This is a genomic window from Flavihumibacter sp. ZG627, from assembly GCF_000814325.1.
Classification (GTDB): Bacteria; Bacteroidota; Bacteroidia; order Chitinophagales; family Chitinophagaceae; genus Flavihumibacter.
The window spans coordinates 281,114-306,908 of sequence record NZ_JPHF01000001.1 but is presented as its reverse complement, the minus strand read 5'-3'; the positions used below and the strand labels follow the sequence as shown (position 1 = coordinate 306,908).

The following is a 25,795-nucleotide window of genomic DNA, read 5'->3' as shown; positions in this document are numbered from 1 at the left end:
GATGGAAGAGGCAATAGGCAATAGGGAATAGAGGGGGGTTCAAATGGTTGGGGATGAATGAGGATGAGGGAATAATCACTAGGGAATAGAGGGGAGTTCAAATGGTTGAGGCGGTATGAGAGTTGGCGAGGACGGAGGATTCATGGTTGAGCAACCACTGCTTGCGCCAGATGCCGCCGGCATAACCGGTGAGGGATCCATCTGAGCCTATCACCCGATGGCAGGGTACGATGATGGCAACACGGTTCATTCCGTTGGCATTGGCCAGGGCGCGCACGGCATCAGGCTTTCCTACAGCGCCGGCCATTTCTTTGTAACTGCGGGTGGCGGCAAAAGGGATGGCGCGTAGTTCATTCCATACAGCCTGTTGGAAGCTTGTTCCCGGGGTATGAAGTGGCACGGTGAATTCAGTGAGCTTACCGGAAAAATATGCCTGAAGTTCCTTTTCCAGAAGGGGGAAATGAGGGTTTTGTCCCTGTATTATAGTTGCGTTGAAAATGCGGGAAAGATCTTTCAATTCCGTTTCCAGCATTTTACGGTCACTGAATTCGAGCAGGCAAATCCCATCTTTTACGGCGCAGGCCAGCATAGTTCCAAGGGGTGTTTCAATTCTTTTGATATCGATCACCTGCTTTTGCCGACTCTCGGAGGGAGCATACCCAAATACTGATTTGAAAGAATCCCCGAATCCACTCAATGAATCGTAACCTGCATCAAAGGCAATGCCTGTTACGGGCGCGCCACTGCTGATCTTTTTGAAAGCCGAATTGATGCGATGCATACGCTGGTACGCATGAAAAGTTATACCATGATGTTTAAGGAACCAACGTCGAAGGGCGTGGGGTTCCAGTCCCCGCTGCCGGAGGTCATGATCCCGGAATTTTGCAGACGGATCTTCTGAGAGTTTGTCGAGAAGATCGCGGATCAGTGGTGGTGTTTCATCAGGAAGTTCCATGGGCCGGCAAACTTTACAGGCACGAAATCCATCGCGAATGGCTTCGCTGCTACTGGTATAAAATACCACGTTCTCCCTTTTTGGTTTACGGGCGGTGCAGGTAGGCCGGCAGAAAATTCCCGTTGTCTTTACAGCGGTATAGAACAGGCCTGTAAATTCAGCATTCTTATCCAGGATCGCCTGGTACATGATATCGTCGGTGAGTTGCATATCTTATAGAATTATCATGCAAATCTGCTGATTAGGGAAGGGCCTGGCAACCGGAAAATGAACAAGTATTTTTGACGGAACTCCAGCCTTATTCCCCTCCGGCACTCTCCCCTTCCTGTTGTTCCGAAGATTTTTTTACAAGTTGCAATTTGGTCCTCTGTTTGGGCGCTTCGCCCTCAGTGTGGGCTGGAGTAGGAGAATGCTGGTCATTGATCCCTGCTTCTGAAGGCTTGCGTGTGGACCGGTTATTTGATTGCCGTTGCTGACTCCCATTCTGACGGCTACGCGGCTGAGCTGACCTCTCCTCCTGCCTGGGAGCTGAGGGTTCAGAAGATTGCTCGCCGTTTACGGAGACAGGTTTATCGAGGTGCGGGTGTTGCCTGTTACCGCTATGGTGCTTATGTTGTTTTCCTGGTGCGCCCGGGTCACGACGGTCTCCGGAGTTACGACGGTCTCCACTGTCACGACGTCCACCATCGCGTTTACCACCACCCCTTCGAACAACGTATTCCGGTCCGGTGCCTAAGCTTTCGGGCAAGGGCAGCTTTTCCACTTCCTTACCGAGCAATTGCTCAATACGTGCGAAGCGGCCGATCTCTTTATCGGTGATAAAGGTGAAGGCCTTACCATCTTTTTCAGCGCGGGCAGTACGTCCGATACGATGTACATAGTCTTCACCGTCATGTGGCACATCATAATTCACAACAACATCGATGGTATCGATATCAATTCCCCTGCTGAGAACGTCGGTAGCAACCATTACGGGTATGCGACCGCTCTTGAAGCCCTGGAGCAGCTCTTCACGTTCGCTTTGTTCAAGGTCTGAATGAATTTCGGCAACATTGAATTTAGCGCGTTTGAGGGTTTGCGTTAGTTCCTTGACGGTATGCTTTCGGCTGCAGAATATGATCAGGCTGCGGTGTGGTGTTTCCCGGATGATCTGCATGATCAGCGGGTTTTTCTGTGGTTCGTACACTACATAGGCGCGCTGAACGATCTTCTCCGGCGGTCTTGATATCGCAATATTTACTTCTGCCGGGTCTTTGAGGATCCGCTTCGACAATTGCCTGATCTTATCGGGCATAGTTGCCGAAAAGAGCAGGCTCTGGCGGTTGGCGGGAAGGTGTTTCATGATCTTCATGATATCATCATGAAAGCCCATATCGAGCATGCGGTCAGCTTCATCCAGCACCAGGTATTGGATCTGGCTGAAATCCACATATCCCATATTGAGGTGTGCGATCAGTTTACCAGGGGTACAGATCACCAGGTCAACCCCGTTGCGGAGCGCCTGTTTTTCCTGTACAAAGGCGTTACCATCCCCCCCTCCATAAATAGCGATGCTGCTGATGGGGGTGAAATAAGCGAGTCCCTCCACTACCTGGGCGATCTGGACGGCTAGTTCACGGGTAGGCACTATCACCACCGCGCTGGTATGTCCCTCGTGGCGATGCTGGATGAGTTTGCTTAGTATAGGCAGAACGAAGGCGGCAGTTTTACCGGTTCCTGTTTGTGCTGAGGCAATAATATCGCGCCCTTCGAGTATTGAGGGCATCACTTGTTCCTGCACGGGGGTTAGGGTAACATATCCCATTGCATCGATCCCTTCCATCAACCCCGGATCTAAGGGTAATTCACTAAAATTCACAAATATTAATCATTTCTATTCCCGTAAAGATAGGCAAAAGCAATTTTCTGTTCTCCATATTAACTTTACCTGGCACTACTACCAGAGAAATCACCATATGGTACAAAAAAAACATTTCCCGTTGTTGCTATGGGTCATAGCTATTTTCCTGCATTCATCGGTAGTGCGGGCACAAAATGGCGCGATGGTTTATCTCACCGATTTTGGTTTAAAAGATGGAGCCGTTGCTGCCATGAAGGGTGTTGCCTTTGGGGTATCCCCTCAATTGAAACAGTTCGATCTTACCCATGAGATCCCTCCCTTTAATATATGGGAAGGAGCATATAGGCTACAGCAGACCATCCCTTATTGGCCTGCCGGCACGGTGTTCATAGTGGTTGTGGATCCTGGTGTTGGATCTGAAAGGCTACCTGTTGTAGCAAAGACCAAGGCCGGGCATTATATCGTAACCCCGGATAATGGAACGCTAACCCTCGTGGCCGACGGGGTTGGCATAGATTCCCTCCGCCAGATCGATGAAAGCATCAACCGGCTTCCAGGTTCCGGCGACTCCTATACATTTCACGGTCGCGACGTGTTTGCCTATACCGCCGCCCGACTGGCTGCGGGCGTTATCCAATTTCAACAGGTAGGTAATGATATCCCCCCAACACCTAAAACACTTCCCTACCAAAAGGCCTTGGTGGATGGAGATAAAATAAGGGGCAATATCCCCGTGCTGGATCCACAGTATGGAAATATCTGGACAAATATACCGGTGAGCCTTTTGAAGAACTGGGGAATAAACGATAACGATCGATTAGAAGTGGAAATAAGCGATGGTAAGCGTCTGGTCTATAAGGGGATGGTCCCTTATGGAAATACTTTTTCTGATGTTCCGGAGGGAAAGCCGGTTGCCTATGTAAACAGTCTGCTCAATTTATCATTCGGAATCAATATGGGAAATTTTGCCCGCACTTATAAAGTGGGTAGTGGTTCGGGTTGGACGGTTTCAATAAGAAAACCTCGGCCGGGAGACTGAAAACCTAATTAGAGCCGGATCATTCTTTAGGTCCGATCAGGTCCCAGAAATTTCCATACAGATCTTCGAACACCACAACTTTACCATATTCTTCTTCTGCAGGTTCGCGTATAAAGCGAACACCGCGTTCTGTATACAATTGGTAATCGCGATCAAAATCATCGGTATGCAGGAAGAGGAAAACACGTCCACCGGTTTGGTTTCCGACGCGGGATAACTGTGCTTCATTGGCTGCTTTCGCGAGCAGTAGCCCACAGGAAGATCCCGGCGGTGCAACTCTTACCCAGCGTTTAACGGGAGATAGTTCTGTATCTTCTTTTAGTTCGAATCCCAGTACTCGTGTGTAATAATCTATGGCTTTGTCATAGTCATCAACGAGGAGGGAGATTTGGAAGAGGGATTGCATGTAAGATTTAACAGGTAAGAAGTAAGATTTAAAGGTAAGATTTAAAAGGGTTTGAGGAGCCAGTGGCGGGTCCACATATCGCCGGGTGGAAGTCGTTCTACGCCTTCTTTCTCTGCAAGTTCCTTATTATGGTTAACGCTATCGGCAATGCCACACCAGGGCTCCAGGCAAACAAAAGGCGCTCCGGGTGCGGCCCAGATTCCGAAGAAAGGAAATCCCTCCCAACGAAAACTAAGTCCATGCGTATGCATGTTTGATTCGATCCTGATCTCTGTATCGGGAAGGCCTTTCATCACAAGCGCATCTTCACTGAAAAGAGAACTGCTCAGGGGAAGTCGACCCTGCTCCAGTTCCACTACTGTTGTGTTCTCGCTGATGAGTCCGTCGTTCAATTTGTAACGCAGCAACTGGCTTGATCTGTCGAAAACAAGGAAATGGTCTTCATAGCCGGAATTTATTCCCTCCATCTCCATTGGCACCGCAAATGCAGGATGCGCGCCAAGTGAAAACAGGAGATCTGATTCGCCGGTATTACTAACGGTATAGCGACAGGTAAGCTGGTCGTCATCCAGTTGGTAATGCACTTCAAGTTTAAACGGGAAGGGGTAGTTGATTCGTGTTTCGGCATCATCCTTCAAAGTGAATGTTGCGGCAACGGGTGATAACTGTTCGGCAATGAATGTACGGTCGCGTGCAAAGCCATGTCGCGGTAACGTGTATTCATTACCGTTATACATGTAAGTATTGTCCTTCAATGTTCCGACAATTGGAAAAAGGATAGGCGAAAACTTCCCCCAATAATTTGGATCACCACTCCACATATGATTGATGCCGGTATGCTTGTTACGCAACTCCTGTAGCTCGGCTCCTTTTGGATGGATCGCTACATATAAATGATCGTTTTCAATAATTATCATGCTGTTAAGATAAAAAATCTGTGCCGTCGGGCACCATTCTTGCATGCTATAAATAATAAAACCACGAATATGAAAAAGATATTACTGACGGCGTTTGCCGCTATGGGCATCCTATTTGCCCGCAGCCAGGATACTACCATGCACAGTGCACACCACGATAGTTCCAAAATGGCTCAAAAGGACGCTGCTAAAATGCAGCATGAAAAAGACATGGATGCCATCTATGTTAAAATTGGTCTGGATGATTCCAAGAAGCAGCAGGTAAAGGCGATCAACGACGAGTTTTATGCAAAAGCTAAGTCGCTGAAGAAAGATGAATCACTCGATAAGGATGCCCGCAAAGAGCAGTACAAAACTTTGTTGAAAGACAGGAATGCAAAGCTGGAAGCCATTCTCGGCGGAGAGAAATGGAAAGAACTGGAGAAGGAAATAAAAGATTATCGCAAGGCGAAAGGTTGGGAAGATGAAGATGATATGATGGAGAAAAAAGACGACAACAAGAAGTACAAAAAAGACAATTAATTATTGGCATAGATATTGGAAATTATAAGAGACTTAAAACAGCAACATGAAAAAATTATTATTGATGATGGCTGCAGCCATTCTTATGTTCACTGCAGAAGCACAGACGGCGAAGAAAAAGCCTACTCAATCTGCTAAAGCAAAGAAGACAACGGCAACTACTAAAGCGAAGCTTGCCAAAGAAAAAGCAGAGCAGGAAAGACTTGAAAAAGAAAAGTTGGAGCAGGAAAGAATTGCTGCTGAGCAGGCAGCTGAAGAGGCTCGTGTAGCAAGGGAAAGAGAAGAAGCCGCGCGTATTGAAAGAGAGCGCATAGAGAAAGAGAGAATCGAAAAAGAGCGAATAGAAAAAGAGCGCCAGGAAGCAGAGCGTCGTGAAAGAGAGCGTATTGAAAACGAGCGTCGCGAGCGCATTGAAAAAGGTCGTGATGAGTTGAATCGTAAAGTTGGTTTGGATGATAACCAGGGACAGCAGGTTAAGGCAATCAACCAGGAGTTTCATGCAAAGGCAAAAGCGATCCGTGAAAACTCTGCACTGGATGAAGAGAAAAGAAAAGATGAGTTGGCCGACCTCAATGAAGAGCGCCTGGATCGTATCAAGGAAACTGTAGGTGGATCTAAATCCAAGAAATTGGAGAAAGAGCGCAAGGCTTATCGTTTAACACAGAAAGAAGATACTGACGAAGAGTGGCTTGATGATATCGAAGGATATAAGAAAAGTAAGAAGAAGAAAGGATAATTTTTTTACCCGTTTACCCGTCTGACGCCTGTCAGGACATATGTCAGACGCGTGTATAGGCCAATGCCTGTGAATACAGGCTGATAGTTTTAACCTGTCTGACGCCTGTCAGGACGGATGTCAGACAGGAGGGAGCCCGCAATATTGCGGGCTTTTTTTCGTTCAGATGGGTCTGGCAAATTATTTGAATACCATTCATTCAAAATACCCGAAAATGAAAAAACTGGTTTTGTCTATTGGCCTCCTTGGATTAACGATTGCTGTTGAGGCTCAAAGCAAGAAAGAGATCAAAAGGGAAAAAGCGCGTGCGGAAAAAGAGGCGAAGAAAGAATTCCGATCTGCAAAAAAAGGTGATGAATATGCACGTGTAAGCATTGAAGAAAAATTGTATCATAATAAGGAAGAACTCGAGAAAGAGGAGAAGGAAATGTTCAAGCGTGCGGGACTTGAAGAGATCGACGGGTTGATGGTGCAGGCCATCAATCGTGAATATCATAGCAAGGCAAACCGGGTGAAGGAAGATGAATCACTGAGCCAGGTGCAGCGTCAGCAACAACTGCAGGAAATGAATCGTGAGCGCCAGGAAAGGATTTTAAGTATTGTGGGAAGTTCGAAAAAAGCCGGCCTCGATAAAGAAGAAAAGACTTGGCGTGAATCTCGTGGGTTAGGCGATTGGCATAATGGATACGGCAATGAAAATCCGAAGTGGAAAAACTAGGACAGGGCGTTGAACTTCTGACTCAGAAAAATCTAATCTCAGATAACTAAAAATTTTGTTGGGTGTTCTGTTGGGCAATGATCTGTTCGAACATCTGTCAAGACACATGTCAGACGGGTAGTAGGTTGGAGAGCTCTTCGGGCGTGAAGATCCGGGAGCGGGTCAGGAAACGGAGTCCGAGGGGGATCTCGAGGCTGAAGCTGCTGCCGCGGCCGGGAGTTACATCGAGGATCAGTTGGGTATGTTTCCAGTATTCGAACTGGTCGGCGCTCATATAAAATCCGCATCCCGCAACTTCACCGAGGCGAACATCGGAGCCACCGAGGCGGAATTCGCCGTCGGGAAAACACATGGGTTGCGAGCCATCGCAACAGCCGCCGCTCTGGTGGAACATCAGGGGGCCGTGGACGGCGCGAAGTCGTTCTATTAATTCAACCGCTTTTTCGGTTACCAGCACTCTTTCAACAGACATCTAATTGTGTTTTTTGTTATTTAGAAACTGAAAATCAGGACATCCCACCTGAAAAATTATTCAGTGATCTAAGGGATACATAGAGCATCGAGCCCGTTGAGGGCCCGATGCTTGTGCTGCCTGCAACAAAGAGGAACCTGCGCACAGAATCTGCTATTTCCCACCACCCTCTTTTTCAAACCTTGCAACCTATCAGAAAAAACCCAGCTTTTGCTTGCTATAAGAAATCAGCATATTCTTGGTATGGCGATAATGGTTGAGCATCATCTTATGGGTTTCGCGACCGAAGCCTGATTTTTTGTATCCGCCGAATGGTGCGTGCGCTGGATAGGCATGATAGCAGTTGACCCATACCCTTCCGGCCTGTATGGCGCGGGGAACCTGGTAGAGTTCATGGGCATCGCGGGTCCAGACGCCGGCACCGAGTCCATACAGCGTATCGTTTGCGATCTCGATGGCTTCTTCAACCGTTTTAAAAGTGGTTACAGAAACAACGGGCCCGAAAATCTCTTCCTGGAAAATGCGCATCTTATTATGTCCGCGGAAAACGGTTGGCTGGATATAGTAACCGTGTTCGAGTCCGCTGTTGATATGGAATGCCTCACCGCCGCAAAGCAGTTGGGCCCCCTCCTGCTTACCGATATCGATATAGCTTAGCACTTTATTGAACTGGTCTTCGGAGGCCTGGGCGCCCATCATGGTATCATCGGCGAGCGGGTTTCCCATTTTGATGGCCTGAACGCGGCGGAGGACACGCTCCATGAATTTATCATAGATCTCTTCCTGAACGAGGATGCGGGAGGGACAGGTACAAATTTCTCCCTGGTTGAGGGCGAACATGACGGCACCTTCCACGGCTTTGTCGAAGAAATCATCGTCGGCATCGGCAACGGATTTAAAGAAAATATTAGGGCTTTTTCCACCCAGTTCCATGGTAACGGGCACGAGGTTTTCGGCGGCATATTGCATGATGAGCCGGCCAGTTGTGGTTTCGCCAGTGAAGGCAACTTTACTCACCTTGGGATGGGTAGCCAGCGGTTTTCCGGCTTCTACACCAAAACCTGTAACAATATTCAACACGCCGGCGGGGAGTTCGGCTCCGATCAGTTCCATGAGCACCATGATGCTGGTAGGTGTTTGCTCGGCGGGTTTCACGATCACGCAGCAGCCGGCGGCCAGTGCGGGTGCGATCTTCCAGGTGGCCATGAGGAGCGGGAAGTTCCAGGGGATAATTTGTCCCACCACACCAATTGGCTCGTGGAGATTAAGGCTCACGGTGGTTTCATCGTGTTCGCTGACGGTTCCTTCTTCGCTGCGGATGACGCCGGCGAAATAGCGGAAATGGTCGACCACCAGCGGGAGATCGGCGGCGCGGGTTTCGCGGATTGCTTTTCCGTTATCGATTGTTTCGACGCGGGCGAGGAATTCGAGGTTATCCTCGATGATCTGGGCGATGCGCAATAATATATTGCTGCGTTTGGCGGCAGCGGTTTTGCTCCAGCCCGGGAAGGCCTGCCAGGCGGCCGTTACGGCGAGTTCAATATCGGCAGCATTACCTCTGGCGGCCTGGGTGAAAACTTTGCCATCGATGGGAGAAACGTTATCGAAATATTCGCCACTTGAGGGGGCTACCCAGCGGCCACCGATATAATGGTCGTACCGGTCTTTAAAGGATGGACGGGGCGCTACGTTAGTGGGCGCCAAAGCGGTTGCAGTGCTCATATGGAAGCATTTTATTCGTTAGATAATGACTTCAAGTTTTATTCTTTTGAGATCAATTGGTTTCACAATCGTATTTATTAATAGCACGATCGTACCTTCTCTTGGAACTGCATCAGGAGATAGCCGCGAAATTTCGGTAAATTGACTTAGCCCTTTGCCTGAGGGGAAAGGCGGGGTCGAAACTTTGCCATGCCACAACGCAACTATTTAAATAAGATAGATCTGACACATCCGAAATACCTGCAGACCATGGTGGAGAACCGCCGTGTTTTCAATCTGCAGAATTGCGAGATGAATGTATTTGAAAGTTACCAGCAAGCCTGGCGGGTACCGCTAACTTTCAGTGATTTTGTGATAACCAGTATGGTTCGTGGTAAGAAGATCATGCATCTTTTTGATGCTCCTGCCTTTGATTACATGCCCGGCGAAACAGTTATTGTTCCCGCCAATGAAACAATGGTTATTGATTTCCCGGAAGCTACAGTAGAAAATCCCTCACAATGTATTGCGCTGGCGGTTGATGCAGCTTATGTAGAGGATACGCTACAGTATCTCAACAGATACTATAACGAGGAGGAGCAACCGCAGGATTGGCAGTTGCGGTTCAATAAGTATCATTTCGAAAATGATACGGAGGTAACGGATATAATCAACAAGCTGATCAGGGTTTGCAGCAGTGGCGACAAGGCGAAAAATATCTATGCTGATCTCAGTCTCAAGGAGCTTTTGATAAGGCTTGTTCAGAGCCAGCATCTGCAGCAGGTTAAGATCGAAAGTGAAGACAAGGGTAATCATACGCGGTTACATTATGTGTTACGATATATCAATGAACATCTTACGGATCATATTCCGATGGATGTATTGTGCAGAAAGGCATACCTGAGCCGCAATGTTTTTTTTAGATGGTTCCGGCAACAATTTGGTGTAACGCCGCTTGAATATATCAACCGCGAAAGGATAAGGCTTGCCAAGCAATTGCTTGCCGACGAGAGGAATTCCATCACAGCGGTGTCGCAACTCTGCGGGTTTTCCGATGTGAATTATTTTGTGCGGTTGTTCAAGAAATCAGAGGGCATAACGCCGGGTGCTTACCAGGGATGTATGGTTAGATGATTGGCGGTACGGGCAGGTGTCTGACACATGTTAAGGGGATGTTCGAACATGTTTTTTGCGGGATGGTGCAAGTTTCAGCGATATGAATATGAGAATAATATGCCTGAAGGCGACAGCTGTAATTGCGTTTATGGCTAACGGAATGGCATATGCGCAGATGAAACAAATGGCAGATGAAGCGGAAGGGTAAACCTGGAGGATTCAAAATGTTTTGATGTTTGACGGAAAGGGAGAAGTGGCAATAAAAACGGACCTACGAATAAGGCGGAAGATGATAGTTGCCGCGGGAAAGCTCAAACCGATTTGGTAATGTTTCAGGTGAATTTCCGGGTACCTTCAAAAAAAATAATGCAGATGGAAAAACCGGGGGCTATCATTCTTACCAATGGCATTTTACTTCATTCCGATGCAAAAACCGCACACGGATTGATTCGTGGTACTGAGCGATTCTGTATCGTTGGGGTGATTGATGATGTATATGCGGGTAATGATGCAGGTGAACTTCTTGATGGAAGGCATCGTAATATACCCGTGTACGGAACAATAGAAGAAGCGGTAAATTCGGTTGCAGATATTCGTTATTGCATAATCGGCATCGCAACCATTGGCGGCATATTACCCGAAAGTTTTATTCCTCTTATTGAAACGGCCATACGGCGTGGGATGCATATCGTTAATGGTCTGCATGATTTTTTGGGTGACAGGCACAGGCTTGTGAGTCTGGCTGCCGATAATTGGGTAGATCTTATTGACATAAGGAGACCTAAGCTCCGCGCTGATCTTCATTTCTGGACGGGGAAAATCTTTGATGTAAAAGCGAAAATAGTGGCGGTGCTGGGCATGGATTGTGCAATGGGGAAACGAACAACCTGCAGGATGATAAGGGAAGCCTGTACGGCCAGAGGCATTCATGCAGAGATGATCTATACCGGGCAAACGGGATGGCTTCAGGGTGGGCGGTTTGGATTCATTTTTGATTCCACGCTAAATGATTTTATCTCCGGAGAAGTGGAGTACAGTATTGTAAGTTGTAGTGAACAAACAGGTGCGGAAATTATATTACTGGAGGGGCAATCGGCATTGCGGAATCCGAGTGGTCCGGCGGGATCAGAGTTTCTTGTTTCGGGAAATGCCAGATATACTGTGCTTGTATATGCGCCAAAGCGAAAGCATTATGAACACCTTCCTGAGTGGGGTGAAATCCCGTCATTAGAATCAGAGATTGAATTGATAGGTTTGTATGGTTCGAAGGTTATTGCGGTGGCGCTTAATACGGAGGATTGTTCCGACGAAGAAGCCTATTACTACCAACAAGAATTTTCTTCGAGACTTGATCTACCGGTTTTATTACCCTTACAGCAAGGGGTAGACGAAATCATTGATGTGTTCAGATCAATTTTACAATCGAGCTAACATGAAGATTCGTGCCGCACGTTGCTGGATGGAAAAGCTACCCCTCAGGAGGCCATATACAATAGCTTATATGACCACGTCTGATACGGAGATAGTTTTCCTGGAGTTGGAACTCCAAAATGGGATCCGCGGATTGGGAGCGGCAAATCCTTTTGAGGAAGTGGTGGGAGAAACATCATCTGATACACTGCTTCATCTGCAATCAGGATTTATCGATGAATTAGTTGGCCGCGACATACGGGATTTCAACAAAATCATAGATGAGGCATATAAAAACTTTCCCAACCTTCCGGGAACTATTGCTGCCATAGATATTGCGGTTCATGATGCCTTTGGAAAATTAATGGGCATAACGGTTTTGGATTATTATGGACAGCAAATTGCTCCTCTCGAAACTTCGGTAACCATTGGCATTAAGGGTATGCAGGAAACGCTTGCCGAGGCTATGGAATATTTCAAGATGGGGTTTCGTGTACTGAAAGTAAAAACGGGACTTGATGTGGAGGAAGATATCGACCGGGTTATAAAGATCCGCGAGGCTATAGGAAAACATATTGTGTTGCGGGTTGATGCTAATCAGGGTTATAGTTTAGGGGAGTTAAAGATTTTTTTGGATTCCACTGCCGGCACTCAGATAGACGTGATCGAGCAACCTTTACTGGTGGGAAAGGAAATGCAATTGCGGTTATTACCTGAATCTGTACGAAAGATTCTGGTTGCAGATGAATCGTTATGTGGTGTGGAAGATGCTATTGAATTATGCAGTGAACCGAAGCCATTCGGGATATTCAATATTAAGCTGATGAAATGCGGTGGTATAAGGGCTGCAAGAGAAATCGGCATGCTGGCAAAACAGGCAGGTATCGATCTTTTTTGGGGATGCAATGACGAAAGCATAGTAAGTATTACTGCTGCTTTGCACGCAGCCATGAGTTGTTCAAATACCCGCTACCTTGATCTGGACGGCAGTTTTGATTTGAGTCGGGATTTGGTGGAGAGCGGATTCGTTGTTAAGGATGGATTTCTGTTACCGATTGGCAAGCCTGGGTTAGGGTTTTGAGGTTGTGGAATGATAGCCGTCTGACGTATGTCAGGACATATGTCAGACGGCTATTTCAGGATCAGTTTTGCGAAACGTTTCAGGTCTGCGAGTTCGGCGGGGCTGAGTTTCTCGTTGTTATCGAATTTATTTTTTATAAACAGCACTTGCTTGTGTTGCGGAAATTTTGCCAGGATGGCCTGGATGAGGGTGCCAGTTGTCTCATCCTTTTCAAACATCGGCTTGGGGGCGGGTTTTTCCGACTTAATACGGGTGGGCATTCTATGGATCAATGCTTCGAGGGCAGCGAGCTTTCCGGGGGGGAGATCTTCAATTTTTGAAGCCTTTCCATATAATCCCTGTAGCTGTTTACGGCTCAGGCTACCCCTACTTATATATTGTTTATAGAGGCTGATAATGAATGAAGAAACAGGGTAAGCCATGATGCAGGCTTCCAGTACTTCGTTTACTATATCAATTCCTTGTTTGTTGTTTTCCATGGTATGATCCATCTGACGCCTGTCATGACAGGCGTCAGATGGGTGTTGTTATTTGTGAGGCATCATCACCCGATCGATACCGGCCTTGCGGCAGAGGGCATTGAGGGCGGGAATATCGATAGTGCTGATCTCCTCGTATTTTTTGCGAAGGGGTTGCCAGGTGGCGTCAAGGGTTGCGTACTGTTCTTTCTGGCCGTTGGTGACATGGGGCATATTGTTGTCCATCTCGCCCTTGAGGAAAAAATAGTCTGCACTTAGTTTATTGACAAAGTTGATGATACCGTCATAGCTCTGGGTTCTGTTCTGCACCAGTTCCTCTTCCCACTTGTCCATTTTTTCCTGCAGGGCCAATGCGGTTGCGGTAACTTCCGCATACTTAGGAGCGCCATCGATCCATTTCAGGAGCGAGCTCACCTGTTCTTTCGCCACACGAATATTCAGAACGGAGCTGTGAAGATCACGAAGACCATCTTCCACTTTTGTTAGCCACTCATGTTGTTCCTGGTAATCGGCAGGAGAAGCTTCAAAGCGGGGGTCAGCCAGCAGTTCGAAATTGTGCGTGTATTCCTGGCTGTTAGTTGAGCCTTTAGGTTGTACTTTCAGGATGGCGAGGTATTTTCCGGGAGGAGCCCTATGACCTTTCCAGCTGCCCTCAATATATGCAGTTGGCACTCCGGGGTAGGACGGATAGCGAAGATCCCATACGAAACGATTTAATGCAGTCTTCCGCGGTAGCAAGGGGTCGGGAGATGGGCCACCGGCAAAGCTGATAAATTTCTTATCGGCGGTATCAACATAACGGCGAACAGTAAGGCCTTTTTCATCCTGAATTTCCAAGCTTATACGGGCACTATCTGCTCCTGCGGGTAACTGGTAATAAAATACGGCTCCAGTTGGAGCATTCACCCCGCCTCCAACAGCGGTGAGCGGTTTCGCATCATCGTTAGCCGAGGGGTTATTGAGACTGCTGCCGCCGCTTAAACGATACACTTGCGCCGGACCGTAAAGAGCCGCGCGGTTAGAATCCAATAACGCAGTGCGATTACGAACCATGTAGAGATCGTCGAGAATCCAGAATGAACGGCCCATGGTGGAAGCGATCAGGTTGTCCTTATGCAGTTTCAGATCGGTTATCGGCGTAATAGGAAGTCCCAACTGCAATTTCGCCCAGCCATTACCGTTATCCCACGAAATATATAGTCCGGTTTCTGTTCCTGCATAAAGTAATCCGGCCACTTTATCATCTTCCCTAACCACTCGTGTATAAGCGCCTATGGGAATTCCATTGTTGATGCGCATCCAGGTTTTCCCATAATCATTGCTGCGATATAACATCGGGGTGAGGTCATTCATTTTATAGCGGGTGCATGCGATGTAAACTGTTGATTTTTCATGGGGCGACACCTCAATGCTGTTGACAAGCGCTTCGGGCATACCTGCGGGAGTAATATTCGTCCACGTGTTACCGTTATCGCGAGTTATATGTACAAGTCCGTCGTCGGATCCGGAATAGAATACCCCTTTTTCATGGGGAGATTCGGTGAGGTAGGAAATGGTTGCATAGTTTTCGCCACCTGCACCTTCGTTGGTGTAGGGTCTTCCGCCCTTACCGAGTTTGCTTGAATCGTGCCGGGTGAGATCGGGAGAGAAAACTGTCCAGCTCCTACCCATATCAGTAGTTTTGAATACGCGGTTGCCGGCATGGTAAAATGCGCGTTCGCGTTTGCTATATATTACGGGAGCATTCCAGTTGAAACGGTAGCGCATGTTCTTTGCCTCGAGGCTTTGGTATTGAAGGGGAACTACCATCACGCCCTTCCCTTCTTTCGCCTGCTGATCAACCAGTTCAATGGTACCCTGGTAGCTGCCGCCCATTACGTAACGTGGACTGTCGGGGTCAAATGCCAGGAATGCGCTTTCACCACCGGCGCTATAGAACCAGTTGCGTTCGGTTATTTCACCGCCCCAGGTATTCCTGCTCTCAATTAATAAAGAAGTGTTATCCTGTTGCCCGGCATATACCTGGTAGGGAAAAAGATTATCGGCATTGATGCGATATAACTGCGCGGTGGGCTGGTTGTTGAGTGAACTCCAGGTTTTACCTCCATTGAAACTTATGGAAGCGCCACCATCATCGGCCATCACCATATTGGAAGGGACGGAAGGATTTATCCAGAGTTGGTGGTAATCGCCGTGTGCAGTGCTCAGGTTATTCCATGTAGCGCCACCATCGATGCTTTTGACCCACTCAGCGCCTAGCACGTGCACAACATTTTCATTTTGGGGATCTACTGCCAGTTCAATATAATACCATGCACGGGTGGTAAGCCGGTGGTCCTTACTGATACGGTTAAACGAAGCACCTGCATCATTACTAACAAACAACCCCCCCTGCTCTTTATAGGTATCGCTTTCAACCAATGCATATACTTTATCGGGATTGGAGCGTGATACTTCTATGGCCATCTTTCCCTTTTCTGCGGGGAGGCCCTGTTCCAGTTTTTGCCAGTTCAGGCCGCCGTCGGTGCTCTTGTAAAGACCGCTTCCCGGTCCCCCGCTTTTAACTTCCCAGGGCAGGCGGTGATGTTCCCACATGGCGGCGTATAATATCCGCGGGTTGTTGTGGTCCATGCTGAGGTCTGAACATCCCGTGCTGTCATTTACAAAAAGAATATTCTTCCAGGTGCTGCCACCGTCGGTGGATTGGTAGATACCGCGTTCAGGGGAAGGGCCATTGAGGGCACCCTGAACGGCAACATAAATATGGTCCGGATTTTTGGGATGGATGCGGATGGCGGAGATCTGGCGGCTGTTTTTCAATCCAACATGTTTCCATGTTTTGCCGGCGTCTGTGCTTTTATAAACGCCATCGCCATAAGAGGTCATTACGCCCCGTGGCGCGTGTTCGCCCATGCCGACAAATACAACGTTGGGATCCGATTCCGCTACGGCCACGGCGCCAACGGATCCGGTATTGAAAAAGCCGTCGGAGATATTGTTCCAGCTGATGCCGGCGTCGGTTGTTTTCCAGACGCCACCACCGGTTGTTCCCATGTAGTAGGTTTTATCATCGCCGGGGATACCCGTTGCCGTTACAGAGCGGCCACCACGGAGAGGGCCGATATTCCGGAACTTGACAGTTCTGAAAGCGTGGGCGAGCGAGGAATCAGGTGTGGACAGCAGGGACGATGTTTTGGCGGCGCTGCGTTTTTTCGATTGTGCAAATCCGGTAGAGGCAATGGCAAAAAGAAGGAATAAAAGGGAAATGTGTTTCATGCATGTTAGTTAAGTGTCTGACACATGTTCGGGTGATGTTCGAACATATGTTCTAACGTCTCCCGAACATGTGTCAGACACCTAATTTACATATTCCTGCGATACTGTCCGCCTACTTCGTAGAGGGCGTGGGTGATCTGGCCGAGGGAGCAATATTTAACGGTTTCCATCAGCTCTGCGAAGATGTTGCCGTTATTGATGGCCACTTCGCGAAGTTTTGCAAGTGCAGCGGCGGAGCGGCCCTCATTGCGTTTCCAGAAGGCATGGAGGTTTTCAATCTGCTGTTCTTTTTCCTCACGGGTGCTTCGGATGACCTCGCCCGGTATGCTGGTGGGTGACCCCTTTTTATTGAGGAAGGAATTGACACCAATCAGGGGAAGTTCGCCGGTATGTTTTTGCATTTCGTAGTGAAGGCTTTCTTCCTGGATCTTGTTACGCTGGTACATCCTTTCCATAGCGCCTAAAACACCACCGCGTTCATTGATGCGATCGAATTCTGCCAGCACTGCTTCTTCCACCAGGTTGGTCATTTCTTCGATGAGGAAGGAACCCTGGATAAAGTTTTCGGTTTTGGCGCTACCGAGTTCGCGGTTGATGATCAGCTGGATGGCCATGGCGCGACGAACGCTTTCTTCTGTTGGTGTGGTAATGGCTTCGTCGTATGCGTTTGTATGGAGCGAATTGCAGTTATCATAAATAGCATAAAGGGCCTGGAGCGTGGTCCGGATATCATTAAAATCGATCTCCTGTGCATGCAGCGAACGCCCTGAGGTCTGGATATGGTATTTGAGTTTCTGGCTGCGATCATTGCCCTTGTATTTCAGCTTCATAGCCTTGGCCCAGATGCGCCTTGCAACACGTCCGATGACACTGTATTCCGGATCCATTCCATTGCTGAAAAAGAAGCTGAGGTTGGGGGCAAAATCATCGATATGCATACCGCGGCTCAGGTAATATTCCACATAGGTAAATCCATTGGCGAGGGTGAAGGCAAGTTGTGTAATAGGATTGGCGCCAGCTTCTGCAATATGATATCCGCTGATGCTGACACTGTAAAAATTACGTACCTTCTGGTCAATAAAATATTGCTGAACATCGCCCATGAGTTTAAGGGCAAATTCGGTAGAGAAGATACAGGTGTTCTGGGCCTGGTCTTCTTTGAGGATATCGGCCTGCACGGTTCCACGTACCTGGCTAAGCGCTTCCGCTTTTATGCGCTCATAAATATCGGGAGGTAAAACTTCATCACCGCTGAAGCCCAGCAGTGCAAGTCCAAGCCCGTTATTTCCTTCGGGTAGTCGTTCGGGTGAGGAGGGATTATAATATTTGGGTCGGGGAAGTTTTGCAAATTTGTTTAGCAGCACTTCTTTCACCATCACAGGATCCGCTTTGGAGGCTGACCCGGCCACACCCCCATCTCTAAGCTGTTCCTGATTATCCGACCTTGTTTTACTCCCCGATATACTATTATCACCAGCAGATTCAAGTCCCCACTGCCCAATACCCGGACGACATTCCTTCAATTGCTTATCAAGATATTTTTCACAAGCCTGGTCGATGGCCGCATTCATGAAGAAGGCGAGTAAAATGGGGGCAGGACCATTGATAGTCATGCTAACGCTGGTTTTAGGATCGCAGAGATCGAAACCGCTATAAAGTTTTTTAGCATCATCAACTGTTGCGATGCTCACACCACTATTACCGATCTTACCATAGATATCGGGCCTTGGAGCGGGATCCTCACCATAAAGTGTAACCGAATCAAATGCTGTAGAGAGACGTTTCGCTGGCTGGTCATGTGAAACATAGTGAAAGCGTTTGTTTGTACGTTCCGGTCCACCTTCGCCTGCGAACATCCGGGTAGGATCTTCACCCTGCCTTTTCAATTCAAAAACACCTGCGGTATAAGGAAATTCACCCGGAACATTTTCCTGTAATTGCCAGCGAAGAATATCGCCCCAGTCATGGTATTTGGGCAACACCATTTTTTTGACGGTGGTACCGCTGAGTGAAACCGTGGTAAGCGGCTGGCGGATGATCTTATCCCTCACTTCATATTCAAAAAAGGGCTTGCTGTATTTATCCACCAATGCAGGCCAGGCTTCGATGAGTTTACGGCAATCGGGATGTAGCAGCTCCTGAAAGCGATCGCGCATTTTTGCCAGTTCAGGAATGCCGGAAACTTCTTTCTCCCCTATAATTCCATTGATCTGGTAAAGTTTTGTGGCGATGGCAACCTGCTCCTGCACCCATGCATCATAACCGCGGTTATTCTCTGCAATCTCACTGAGGTAGCGAACTCTTTTAGGAGGGATCACCTGCGATTTTGCGGAAGTATCTTTATTATGTTTATGAAATTCTATAGTACCAAAACTGGTTCCTGTTTTCTTCTCTATTACTGATACCAGTTTTTCAAAAAGTTCGTTTACTCCCGCATCATTGAATTGTGCGGCGATGGTGCCAACAATGGGAAGGTCTTCATCTTTAGCGGTGAAGAGATTATAATTGCGTTTGTATTGTTTGCGAACATCGTGCAATGAATCGAGCGCGCCACTTTTATCGAATTTATTGATAGCGATCAGGTCGGCATAATCGAGCATATTGATCTTCTCCAGTTGTGAAGCAGCACCATATTCGGGTGTCATCACGTAGAGACTAACATCGCAATGATCGAGGATGGAAGCATCTGATTGTCCCACCCCTGCAGATTCCAATATCACGAGGTCAAAACCTGCAGCGCGGCAAATATCGATGGCGTCCTGAACGTGTGCGCTCAGGGCAGTATTATCATCGCGGGTTGCAAGCGAACGCATATAGGCACGGGGAGAGCTGATGCTGTTCATGCGGATCCGGTCGCCCAGTAAGGCCCCGCCGGTTTTCTTCTTGGAGGGGTCAACGGAAATTACGGCAACTGTTTTGTCGGTGAAATTATTGAGGAATCTCCTTACGATCTCATCGGTGACGGAACTCTTTCCCGCACCACCTGTTCCAGTGATACCCAGAACAGGCTGGCTGGCGGTTTGCTTCTCCGCCAAAACGGGTGTTTCTCCATCTCCAAGTTCCTTGTTTGTAATGGCCCTTGCGATGAGGCGAACATCTTTCCATTCGCCCAGCGTCATGGGTGATTTATAACCGTTTCCATTAAGCGAAAAATCACATTGCCTGATAACGTCTTCTATCATTCCTTCGAGGCCCATGGTACGGCCATCATCGGGCGAATAAATTCGTGTTATTCCATAGCTGTGCAATTCACGGATCTCTTCGGGGAGGATTGTACCTCCACCGCCGCCGAAAAGTTTAATATGACCGCAACCGTTCTGGTGAAGCAGGTCTTTCATGTACTTAAAGAACTCCACATGTCCGCCCTGGTAGCTGGTGATGGCGATACCCTGAACATCTTCTTCAATGGCCGCTTCCACAATTTCATGCACGGAGCGGTTATGTCCGAGGTGGATGATCTCCGCCCCTTTTGACTGCAATATCCTGCGCATGATATTGATGGCCGCATCATGCCCGTCGAACAGCGATGCTGCGGTAACTATCCGAACTTTATTAACCGGTGTATAACCCATATTAGAAGCAGTTTCAATTAGTTAGCAAATGTACGTTAGTAGCCTGAATTACGAACGCCTGTTAGTTTCAACGGAAGAGTCGGGGGATGCGGAAGCAGGGGCCTGGTTTAGTATTGAGAGAAAATAAGTTATCTTAACCGAACAACCCCATCAACATGGCACTGGCTTTTTTTGAAGCCCTCTATACGCGCTCGATGCTTTCGGAAGCTTCCATTGAAAAGATACGTCAGTTTTACAAGTATCAGAAGACCTCGGTACGACTGGAGATACAGGTATTGCTTTACCTGGGAGTATTGCTGGTAAGTGGAGGCACAGGTGTATTGATCTATAAGTACATCGACCAGATCGGTCACCTGGCTATAATTTCCGGACTTTTATTAGCAACGATCGGGTGCTATACATGGTGTTTTCTTCATAAAGAGAAACAGTCGGCCGGGGAGGGAGAATCAGATAAAGAATCTTCGCCGGTATTCGACTATGTATTGATGCTGGGAGCAATATTACTGGTGACCCTGGTGGGTTATTTACAGAGCCAGTTCCAGTTATTTGGAAGCAGGTGGTCATTGGCAACATTTATACCCATGGTATTGCTATTTGCGACGGCTTATTATTTTGATCACCGGGGTGTACTGGCACTGGCCGTAACCAACCTGGCGACGTGGCTGGGCCTGACAATTAATGCGTCGAGCGTGTTTGGGCTGGCCGAGCTTGACAGTAACCGTACGATAATAACCGCGCTGGGCCTGGGTGTATTTTTAACAGGATTATCGTGGGTGGTAAAGAGGAGCGATATCCGTCCACATTTTGAAGGAACCTATCACCAGTTTGGAAGCCATTTCTTTTTTATTTCATCGATAGCGGCGATGCTGAATTTTGAAAGGACATGGCCATTGTTTTTTATTTTACTGCTGGCCGGCGCCTGGTATCATTACCTTAAAGCTATGCGGGATCGATCTTTTTACTATATGGTGGTTATGGTGTTGTACACATATATTACGATAACGATCGTATTTATAGATAAGGTTCTCTCATTGCTTGACCGGGGGCCCAATACAGTTTATATAACACTGTTTTATTTTATTGGTACGGGTATTGGGCTCACGACCTTACTGATTTCCCTCAACAAAAAACTCAGGCACCATGATAGCTTATCCCATTCCTGAACTGGAGCAACTGGAGAAAAGGGGTCTTATAGATGAGGCGTTTTCGCAGGAGCTGATCACAGAAAAAGAGCAGATTTTGGCAAAGCATCAGTTTCCATCACACTTATATATTCCTAATTTCTTTGTGAGGATCGGACTGGGAATACTGACAAGCATTGTGTTGCAGGCGGTGGTTGCGCTGATTGTTCAGGCAACGTGGGCAGAGCAAGCAAATTATATTTCATTGTTAACAGGATTGGCGGGTATTGGGGCATTGGAATATTTTATCCGCCAGCGCGGACATTATGGTTCGGGCATTGATGATATTTTATTGTATTCAGGGGTTAGTTCGCTGGTTTTCTTTGCGGGACTTCAACTGGATATGTTGTATGCACCCGACAGGGTTTGGGTAGCAGTAATCGCCTTTGTGTTGTGCAGTGCTGCCTGGCTCCGATATCTCGACCGGCTGGCAGTGCTGGCTTCACTCCTCAGCCTCTGTGCAGTTGTGATAACCTTGTTTTATTGGAATGAATATCCACAGCCGCAGCTGATGTGTTTTGCAGTGGCGGTTACGATGTCGGCGTGCAGCCTGGTTGCCGGGTACTTAAAAGGAAGAGAAAAGTTTAGGTGGCATAGGCGCTGTTTGCATGTGCTGGGAAGTTTTGCCGTGGCGCTGGCCTATGTTTCGCTGCATGTATTTGTAATAGACAAGTTGCTGGCGGAGCAAGCTTTGCCAAATCAGGGGTCCGGAGGCACAGAGGGTGCGGGAATCGGAAATCCTGGAGCGGGCTGGCAGATATTTCATTGGGGCTGGACGGTGATTGTACCCATCTTAATGTTATGGCGTTCGATTGTGAAAAAGGACCGTTTACAAATAAGGATATGGATGGTGTTGCTGTTGAGTGCATTCTATTTCCAGCACTATTATTACCCCGTTTTTGCCGGGGAGATCACCACATTAATATATGGCTTGTTATTGCTGGGGCTAACAGGCCTGTTGGTACGAATTCTGAAAAAAGGGGCGAGTTCTTACAGCTTCAGGAAAGGCGGTGATGAGGGCGACCTGCTACAGAGCGCACCCTGGCTGGTGGTGGGGGGATATTCGGGTGTAGCGGTGGCGCCAGAAGCCCAGGGTGGGGTTGGTTTTGGGGGCGGAAGTTTTGGCGGAGGGGGTTCGGGTGCGGAATATTAAAAAATTTACTAACTTTCCCCCTCGTGAAAAAACTAGCTGCCATACTTGCCATGGGCATCCTGCTGTTCAATCTGCTGGGATACCGCGCTGTTTTTTCTTACCTGGAAACCCATTATAGCCAGCAGCTCGATGCGAGGCTTGATATTGATCACTATGATGCTTCTGCATTGGTAACGATCAAGGTTCCTGTTGATGAACTCCCCTACTATACCAACTCTCCCATTTTTGAGCGTGTTAAAGGCGAGGTGATGATTGGCGGAATGAAATATCAGTATGTGGAGCGCAGGATCTACAACGACTCACTTGAAATGCGGTGCATTCCCAATGCGGAGGCGCATCATATCACCAATGCCAGGGATGAATTTTTCAAGATGGTGAATGACCTGCAGCACACAAATTCAACGGGTAATCAAACCGGGAAGCAGTCTGTTTCCATAAAAAATATTCTCACTGAATGTGTGGAGAGCATGGCAATTGCAGCCTACACACCCATTTTCCGCGAAACCGGTATATCCTATAATGATTACCTGGTTAATCTATCTGCGGGAATAAAATATTCTCCCGAACAACCGCCAGATGCCTGATTGTTTTCGTGACTACGTTTATTGAAAGTAAGTGTACTCAAACCGGGTATGAGTTTGCATAGCTGCAAGGCGTACCCGGTTGAGCCACACTTAGAGTAAGCAACTTAACCAATCAACTGCAATGATCAGACGCATTTTTACACGCGTCGCCTTTCTGTATATTCTTACAGGGGCGGCGTTAAATACAATGGCGCAAACCGCCTTCGATGGTTTCACGATGACGAAAGGAGAACTCTGCATCGTGGCCGATTATGGACAATCCAAATGGACAGAATACTGGGAGGGAAAAAGATTGAGAGAGAATCTTAATATAGGGGAATTCACCTCTAAAATCTTTATGCCCATGCTGGGTTATGGCATTACCGACAGGATCTCGGTATTTGCTACGGTGCCATATATCCACAATAAATCAGACGCCGGTTATATGGCAGATCTTAAGGGATGGCAGGACCTGGCTGTTGAGGCCAAGGTTCAATTGACAAAGAATAGGGTTGGAAAAGGCACGCTGTTAAGTTTTGCCACCGTAGGATTTTCTATTCCGGTAACAGATTATATCCCGGATTTCCTGCCATATTCAATAGGGTTGGGAGCAAAAACTGCACAGATCAGGGCTATCGGCCATTATAAACTGGATAAGGGTTGGTTCACCACAATCCAGACGGGTTATATCATGCGTGGTAAAATTGAGGTGGACAGGGAGACCTATTATACCGACGATCAGTATTACAGTAAGGAGATGGCCATTCCTGATGTATGGGATGGCAGTGTGCGGGCGGGCTTTGATAATCGCCATGTAAGGCTGGGCGCTCAATATAACTGGGCTATCAGCACCAGTGGTAGTGATATCCGTCGCAATGACATGCCCTTTCCGGGCAATCGTATGGACCGCCATAGTGTGGGTGTGAGTGGACTTTGGTGGACGCCATGGATAAAGGGGCTGGCCTTACATGCGATGGGCGATCAGGTTGTAGCCGGCCGGAATATTGGCAAATCCTTTACCTGGATGGGTGGTGTACAATATGTTTTTAAACCTTTCCAAAAAAAGAAAAATGAGCAAGCAGAAAACTAATAATATCATACTGACCGGAGTTGCCATAGCGGCAATTTTCGTCGGCTGTTCCAAGGAAGTGGAGCAACGATCGCTCCCCTCTTTTGAACCAGTAGCTGTTGAAAACAATGGTGGCAGCTGGAAGACCATACTTGTGGGAAATCCTGCTGACATTACTATTAGCGCACCAGAGGCGGTTGGAAGTGCGGCTTATACAGCTGAATTAGAGCAGATAGCTGACATGCAGGCATCGATAACGGAGACGGATAAGCGCGCTATCAACAAATGGAAGAATAGCGGGATCATAAGGTGGAATGAAATTGCCAGAAAGCTGGTATCGGTATATAATATTCCGCCGGAAGCGACTGCCGAAGGTAATTATCCCACACCTAATGCGAATGATCCGGGCGCTTATCCGAAATTTCCTTTTGCCAACCCGCCTTATGCGTCGAGGGCCTATGCCTATTTGCATGTAGCTATTTATGATGCGTTGGTGACTACCTGGAAATATAAGTTTCAGTATAAGAGGATGTCGCCTGCTGCACAAGGTGGGGCCATTAAGGCGCTTGAAACTGTTCAGGAAGGGCTTCCGTCTTTTCCTTCGGAGGATGCTGTTGTAGCACAGGTAAGTTACCGGTTGTTGCGGGTAATGTTCCCTAATGACAGCACTATGTTGGCGGGTGAGCGTGATGAACAGAAGCGTGCAAAGGTGGTAAGCGGTGTTGCTGCGCCATCAGATATTGCTGCGGGAGAGCAGATCGCCAACCAGGTAGTGGAAAAGGTGTTAGCGCGTTACCGTACGGATGGCATGGCCCAGGCGGGAGGTAATCCGGCACTTTGGGCGGAGGCGAAGCAGGCGGCTGTTGACCGTGGATTAACAATGCCATGGGAGAGCCTGGAGAAACCTGCAAGACCTGGTATGCTGATGTTCTTTGGAAATGTGAAACAATTCTTAATCACAACCAGCCAGCGCGATTCTTTACGTCCGCCACCGCCCCCTGCTATTGGTTCAGCCGAGTTCAAAGAGGCCCTTGCGGAAGTAAAGAGAATGTCAGAGGTACGCTCGGGAGAGGTATGGCGCATTGCACAATTGTGGGGCGATGGAGCTAGTACCTATACTCCACCAGGTCATTGGAATGAGATCGCCTGCAAGTCAATAGTTGCCAATAAATTCAGTGAGCTGCGAACTGCGAGAACATTGGCTCTGATGAATATGGCGATCTTTGATGCAGGAATTAGTTGCTGGGATGCCAAGACCTATTATTTTTATCCACGCCCCTCACAGGTAGATCCATCTATTAAAACAATTGGTTTGCCTAATTTCCCTTCATATACATCGGGTCACTCAACTTTTTCAGCTGCTGCGGCTACTGTTCTGGGTTATATCTTTCCTGCGGAAAGTGCATCTTTTGAAGCGATGGCTTTAGAAGCGGCGGAGTCTAGGATTTATGGAGCTATCCATTATCGCTTTGATTCGGAAGCAGGAACGGATTGTGGCAATGCAATTGGAAGTTTTGCAGTAAAGCTTGGTCAGCAGGATGGCTCCAACTAGTATTAACGGTTTTATTTAGTTGAATTTGAAAATAATG

Annotated in this window: 21 protein-coding genes; 12 read left to right on the top strand and 9 right to left on the bottom strand. The window is 47.8% G+C overall.

The window, feature by feature from the left end:
• Positions 1-97 precede the first annotated feature (97 nt).
• The gene (locus tag HY58_RS19945) at positions 98-1,165 is read right to left on the bottom strand and encodes a bifunctional transcriptional activator/DNA repair enzyme AdaA (RefSeq protein ID WP_039126587.1); all 1,068 of its coding nucleotides are present in this window, start codon (positions 1,163-1,165) and stop codon (positions 98-100) included.
• A gap of 88 nt (positions 1,166-1,253) precedes the next feature.
• A complete protein-coding gene (locus HY58_RS01335; RefSeq protein WP_082022019.1) occupies positions 1,254-2,813 on the bottom strand; it encodes a DEAD/DEAH box helicase in 1,560 nt (519 codons plus the stop codon).
• A 97-nt stretch (positions 2,814-2,910) separates the two neighbouring features.
• On the opposite strand from HY58_RS01335, the gene HY58_RS01330 reads away from it, so the two are divergent.
• Positions 2,911-3,834: an S-adenosyl-l-methionine hydroxide adenosyltransferase family protein gene (locus HY58_RS01330; RefSeq protein WP_052323739.1), complete on the top strand. Its 924-nt coding sequence runs from the start codon at positions 2,911-2,913 to the stop codon at positions 3,832-3,834.
• Positions 3,835-3,853: 19 nt separating this feature from the next.
• Here the strand turns inward: HY58_RS01330 and HY58_RS01325 are convergent, their stop codons facing one another.
• Together HY58_RS01325 and HY58_RS01320 are read right to left on the bottom strand one after the other, a co-directional pair.
• On the bottom strand, positions 3,854-4,240 hold the full coding sequence (locus HY58_RS01325; RefSeq protein WP_039126585.1) for a VOC family protein: 387 nt from the start codon (positions 4,238-4,240) through the stop codon (positions 3,854-3,856).
• A gap of 41 nt (positions 4,241-4,281) precedes the next feature.
• The gene (locus tag HY58_RS01320; RefSeq protein ID WP_039126582.1) at positions 4,282-5,157 is read right to left on the bottom strand and encodes an aldose 1-epimerase family protein; all 876 of its coding nucleotides are present in this window, start codon (positions 5,155-5,157) and stop codon (positions 4,282-4,284) included.
• Positions 5,158-5,226: 69 nt separating this feature from the next.
• On the opposite strand from HY58_RS01320, the gene HY58_RS01315 reads away from it, so the two are divergent.
• The 3 genes from HY58_RS01315 to HY58_RS01305 all read left to right on the top strand — a co-directional run bounded on the left by HY58_RS01315 (position 5,227) and on the right by HY58_RS01305 (position 7,133).
• Positions 5,227-5,679: a hypothetical protein gene (locus tag HY58_RS01315; RefSeq protein WP_156123527.1), complete on the top strand. Its 453-nt coding sequence runs from the start codon at positions 5,227-5,229 to the stop codon at positions 5,677-5,679.
• Positions 5,680-5,725: 46 nt separating this feature from the next.
• The gene (locus tag HY58_RS18630) at positions 5,726-6,415 is read left to right on the top strand and encodes a hypothetical protein (protein ID WP_052323738.1); all 690 of its coding nucleotides are present in this window, start codon (positions 5,726-5,728) and stop codon (positions 6,413-6,415) included.
• Between the two features lie 214 nt (positions 6,416-6,629).
• Positions 6,630-7,133: a hypothetical protein gene (locus tag HY58_RS01305; RefSeq protein WP_156123526.1), complete on the top strand. Its 504-nt coding sequence runs from the start codon at positions 6,630-6,632 to the stop codon at positions 7,131-7,133.
• A 109-nt stretch (positions 7,134-7,242) separates the two neighbouring features.
• Here HY58_RS01305 and HY58_RS01300 read toward each other — a convergent pair whose 3' ends face one another.
• Positions 7,243-7,605 carry a DUF779 domain-containing protein gene (locus HY58_RS01300; protein ID WP_039126575.1) on the bottom strand — a complete coding sequence of 121 codons (363 nt, stop codon included), beginning with the start codon at positions 7,603-7,605 and terminating at the stop codon, positions 7,243-7,245.
• A 192-nt stretch (positions 7,606-7,797) separates the two neighbouring features.
• Positions 7,798-9,327: an aldehyde dehydrogenase family protein gene (locus tag HY58_RS01295; RefSeq protein WP_052323737.1), complete on the bottom strand. Its 1,530-nt coding sequence runs from the start codon at positions 9,325-9,327 to the stop codon at positions 7,798-7,800.
• A gap of 189 nt (positions 9,328-9,516) precedes the next feature.
• Here HY58_RS01295 and HY58_RS01290 point away from each other — a divergent pair, with 189 nt between their 5' ends.
• The 3 genes from HY58_RS01290 to HY58_RS01280 all read left to right on the top strand — a co-directional run bounded on the left by HY58_RS01290 (position 9,517) and on the right by HY58_RS01280 (position 12,913).
• The gene (locus HY58_RS01290; protein ID WP_039126573.1) at positions 9,517-10,440 is read left to right on the top strand and encodes an AraC family transcriptional regulator; all 924 of its coding nucleotides are present in this window, start codon (positions 9,517-9,519) and stop codon (positions 10,438-10,440) included.
• Positions 10,441-10,794: 354 nt separating this feature from the next.
• Complete coding sequence (locus HY58_RS01285) at positions 10,795-11,853, top strand: DUF1611 domain-containing protein (protein WP_039127771.1); 1,059 nt, start codon at positions 10,795-10,797, stop codon at positions 11,851-11,853.
• A 1-nt stretch (position 11,854) separates the two neighbouring features.
• On the top strand, positions 11,855-12,913 hold the full coding sequence (locus tag HY58_RS01280) for a mandelate racemase/muconate lactonizing enzyme family protein (protein ID WP_039126570.1): 1,059 nt from the start codon (positions 11,855-11,857) through the stop codon (positions 12,911-12,913).
• A gap of 50 nt (positions 12,914-12,963) precedes the next feature.
• Here the strand turns inward: HY58_RS01280 and HY58_RS01275 are convergent, their stop codons facing one another.
• The 3 genes from HY58_RS01275 to HY58_RS01265 all read right to left on the bottom strand — a co-directional run bounded on the left by HY58_RS01275 (position 12,964) and on the right by HY58_RS01265 (position 20,240).
• A complete protein-coding gene (locus tag HY58_RS01275; RefSeq protein WP_253271477.1) occupies positions 12,964-13,404 on the bottom strand; it encodes a hypothetical protein in 441 nt (146 codons plus the stop codon).
• A gap of 36 nt (positions 13,405-13,440) precedes the next feature.
• Positions 13,441-16,668 carry a glycosyl hydrolase gene (locus tag HY58_RS01270; RefSeq protein WP_039126567.1) on the bottom strand — a complete coding sequence of 1,076 codons (3,228 nt, stop codon included), beginning with the start codon at positions 16,666-16,668 and terminating at the stop codon, positions 13,441-13,443.
• An 86-nt stretch (positions 16,669-16,754) separates the two neighbouring features.
• Positions 16,755-20,240, bottom strand: coding sequence for a methylmalonyl-CoA mutase family protein (locus HY58_RS01265; RefSeq protein WP_039126563.1), 3,486 nt, complete (start codon positions 20,238-20,240; stop codon positions 16,755-16,757).
• 155 nt (positions 20,241-20,395) lie between these two features.
• Here HY58_RS01265 and HY58_RS01260 point away from each other — a divergent pair, with 155 nt between their 5' ends.
• The 5 genes from HY58_RS01260 (at position 20,396) to HY58_RS01240 (ending at position 25,758) form a co-directional block, all read left to right on the top strand.
• Complete coding sequence (locus HY58_RS01260; protein WP_039126560.1) at positions 20,396-21,403, top strand: DUF2157 domain-containing protein; 1,008 nt, start codon at positions 20,396-20,398, stop codon at positions 21,401-21,403.
• Entirely contained in the window at positions 21,381-22,574 is a 1,194-nt protein-coding gene (locus tag HY58_RS01255) for a hypothetical protein (RefSeq protein WP_039126557.1), read from the top strand. The genes HY58_RS01260 and HY58_RS01255 overlap by 23 nt, the downstream gene beginning before the upstream one ends.
• Positions 22,575-22,597: 23 nt before the next feature.
• The gene (locus HY58_RS01250) at positions 22,598-23,158 is read left to right on the top strand and encodes a hypothetical protein (RefSeq protein WP_039126554.1); all 561 of its coding nucleotides are present in this window, start codon (positions 22,598-22,600) and stop codon (positions 23,156-23,158) included.
• Positions 23,159-23,279: 121 nt separating this feature from the next.
• Positions 23,280-24,227, top strand: a complete 948-nt coding sequence (locus HY58_RS01245) for a hypothetical protein (protein WP_156123525.1) — start codon at positions 23,280-23,282, stop codon at positions 24,225-24,227.
• The gene (locus HY58_RS01240) at positions 24,208-25,758 is read left to right on the top strand and encodes a vanadium-dependent haloperoxidase (protein WP_039127766.1); all 1,551 of its coding nucleotides are present in this window, start codon (positions 24,208-24,210) and stop codon (positions 25,756-25,758) included. The genes HY58_RS01245 and HY58_RS01240 overlap by 20 nt, the downstream gene beginning before the upstream one ends.
• Positions 25,759-25,795 lie beyond the last annotated feature (37 nt).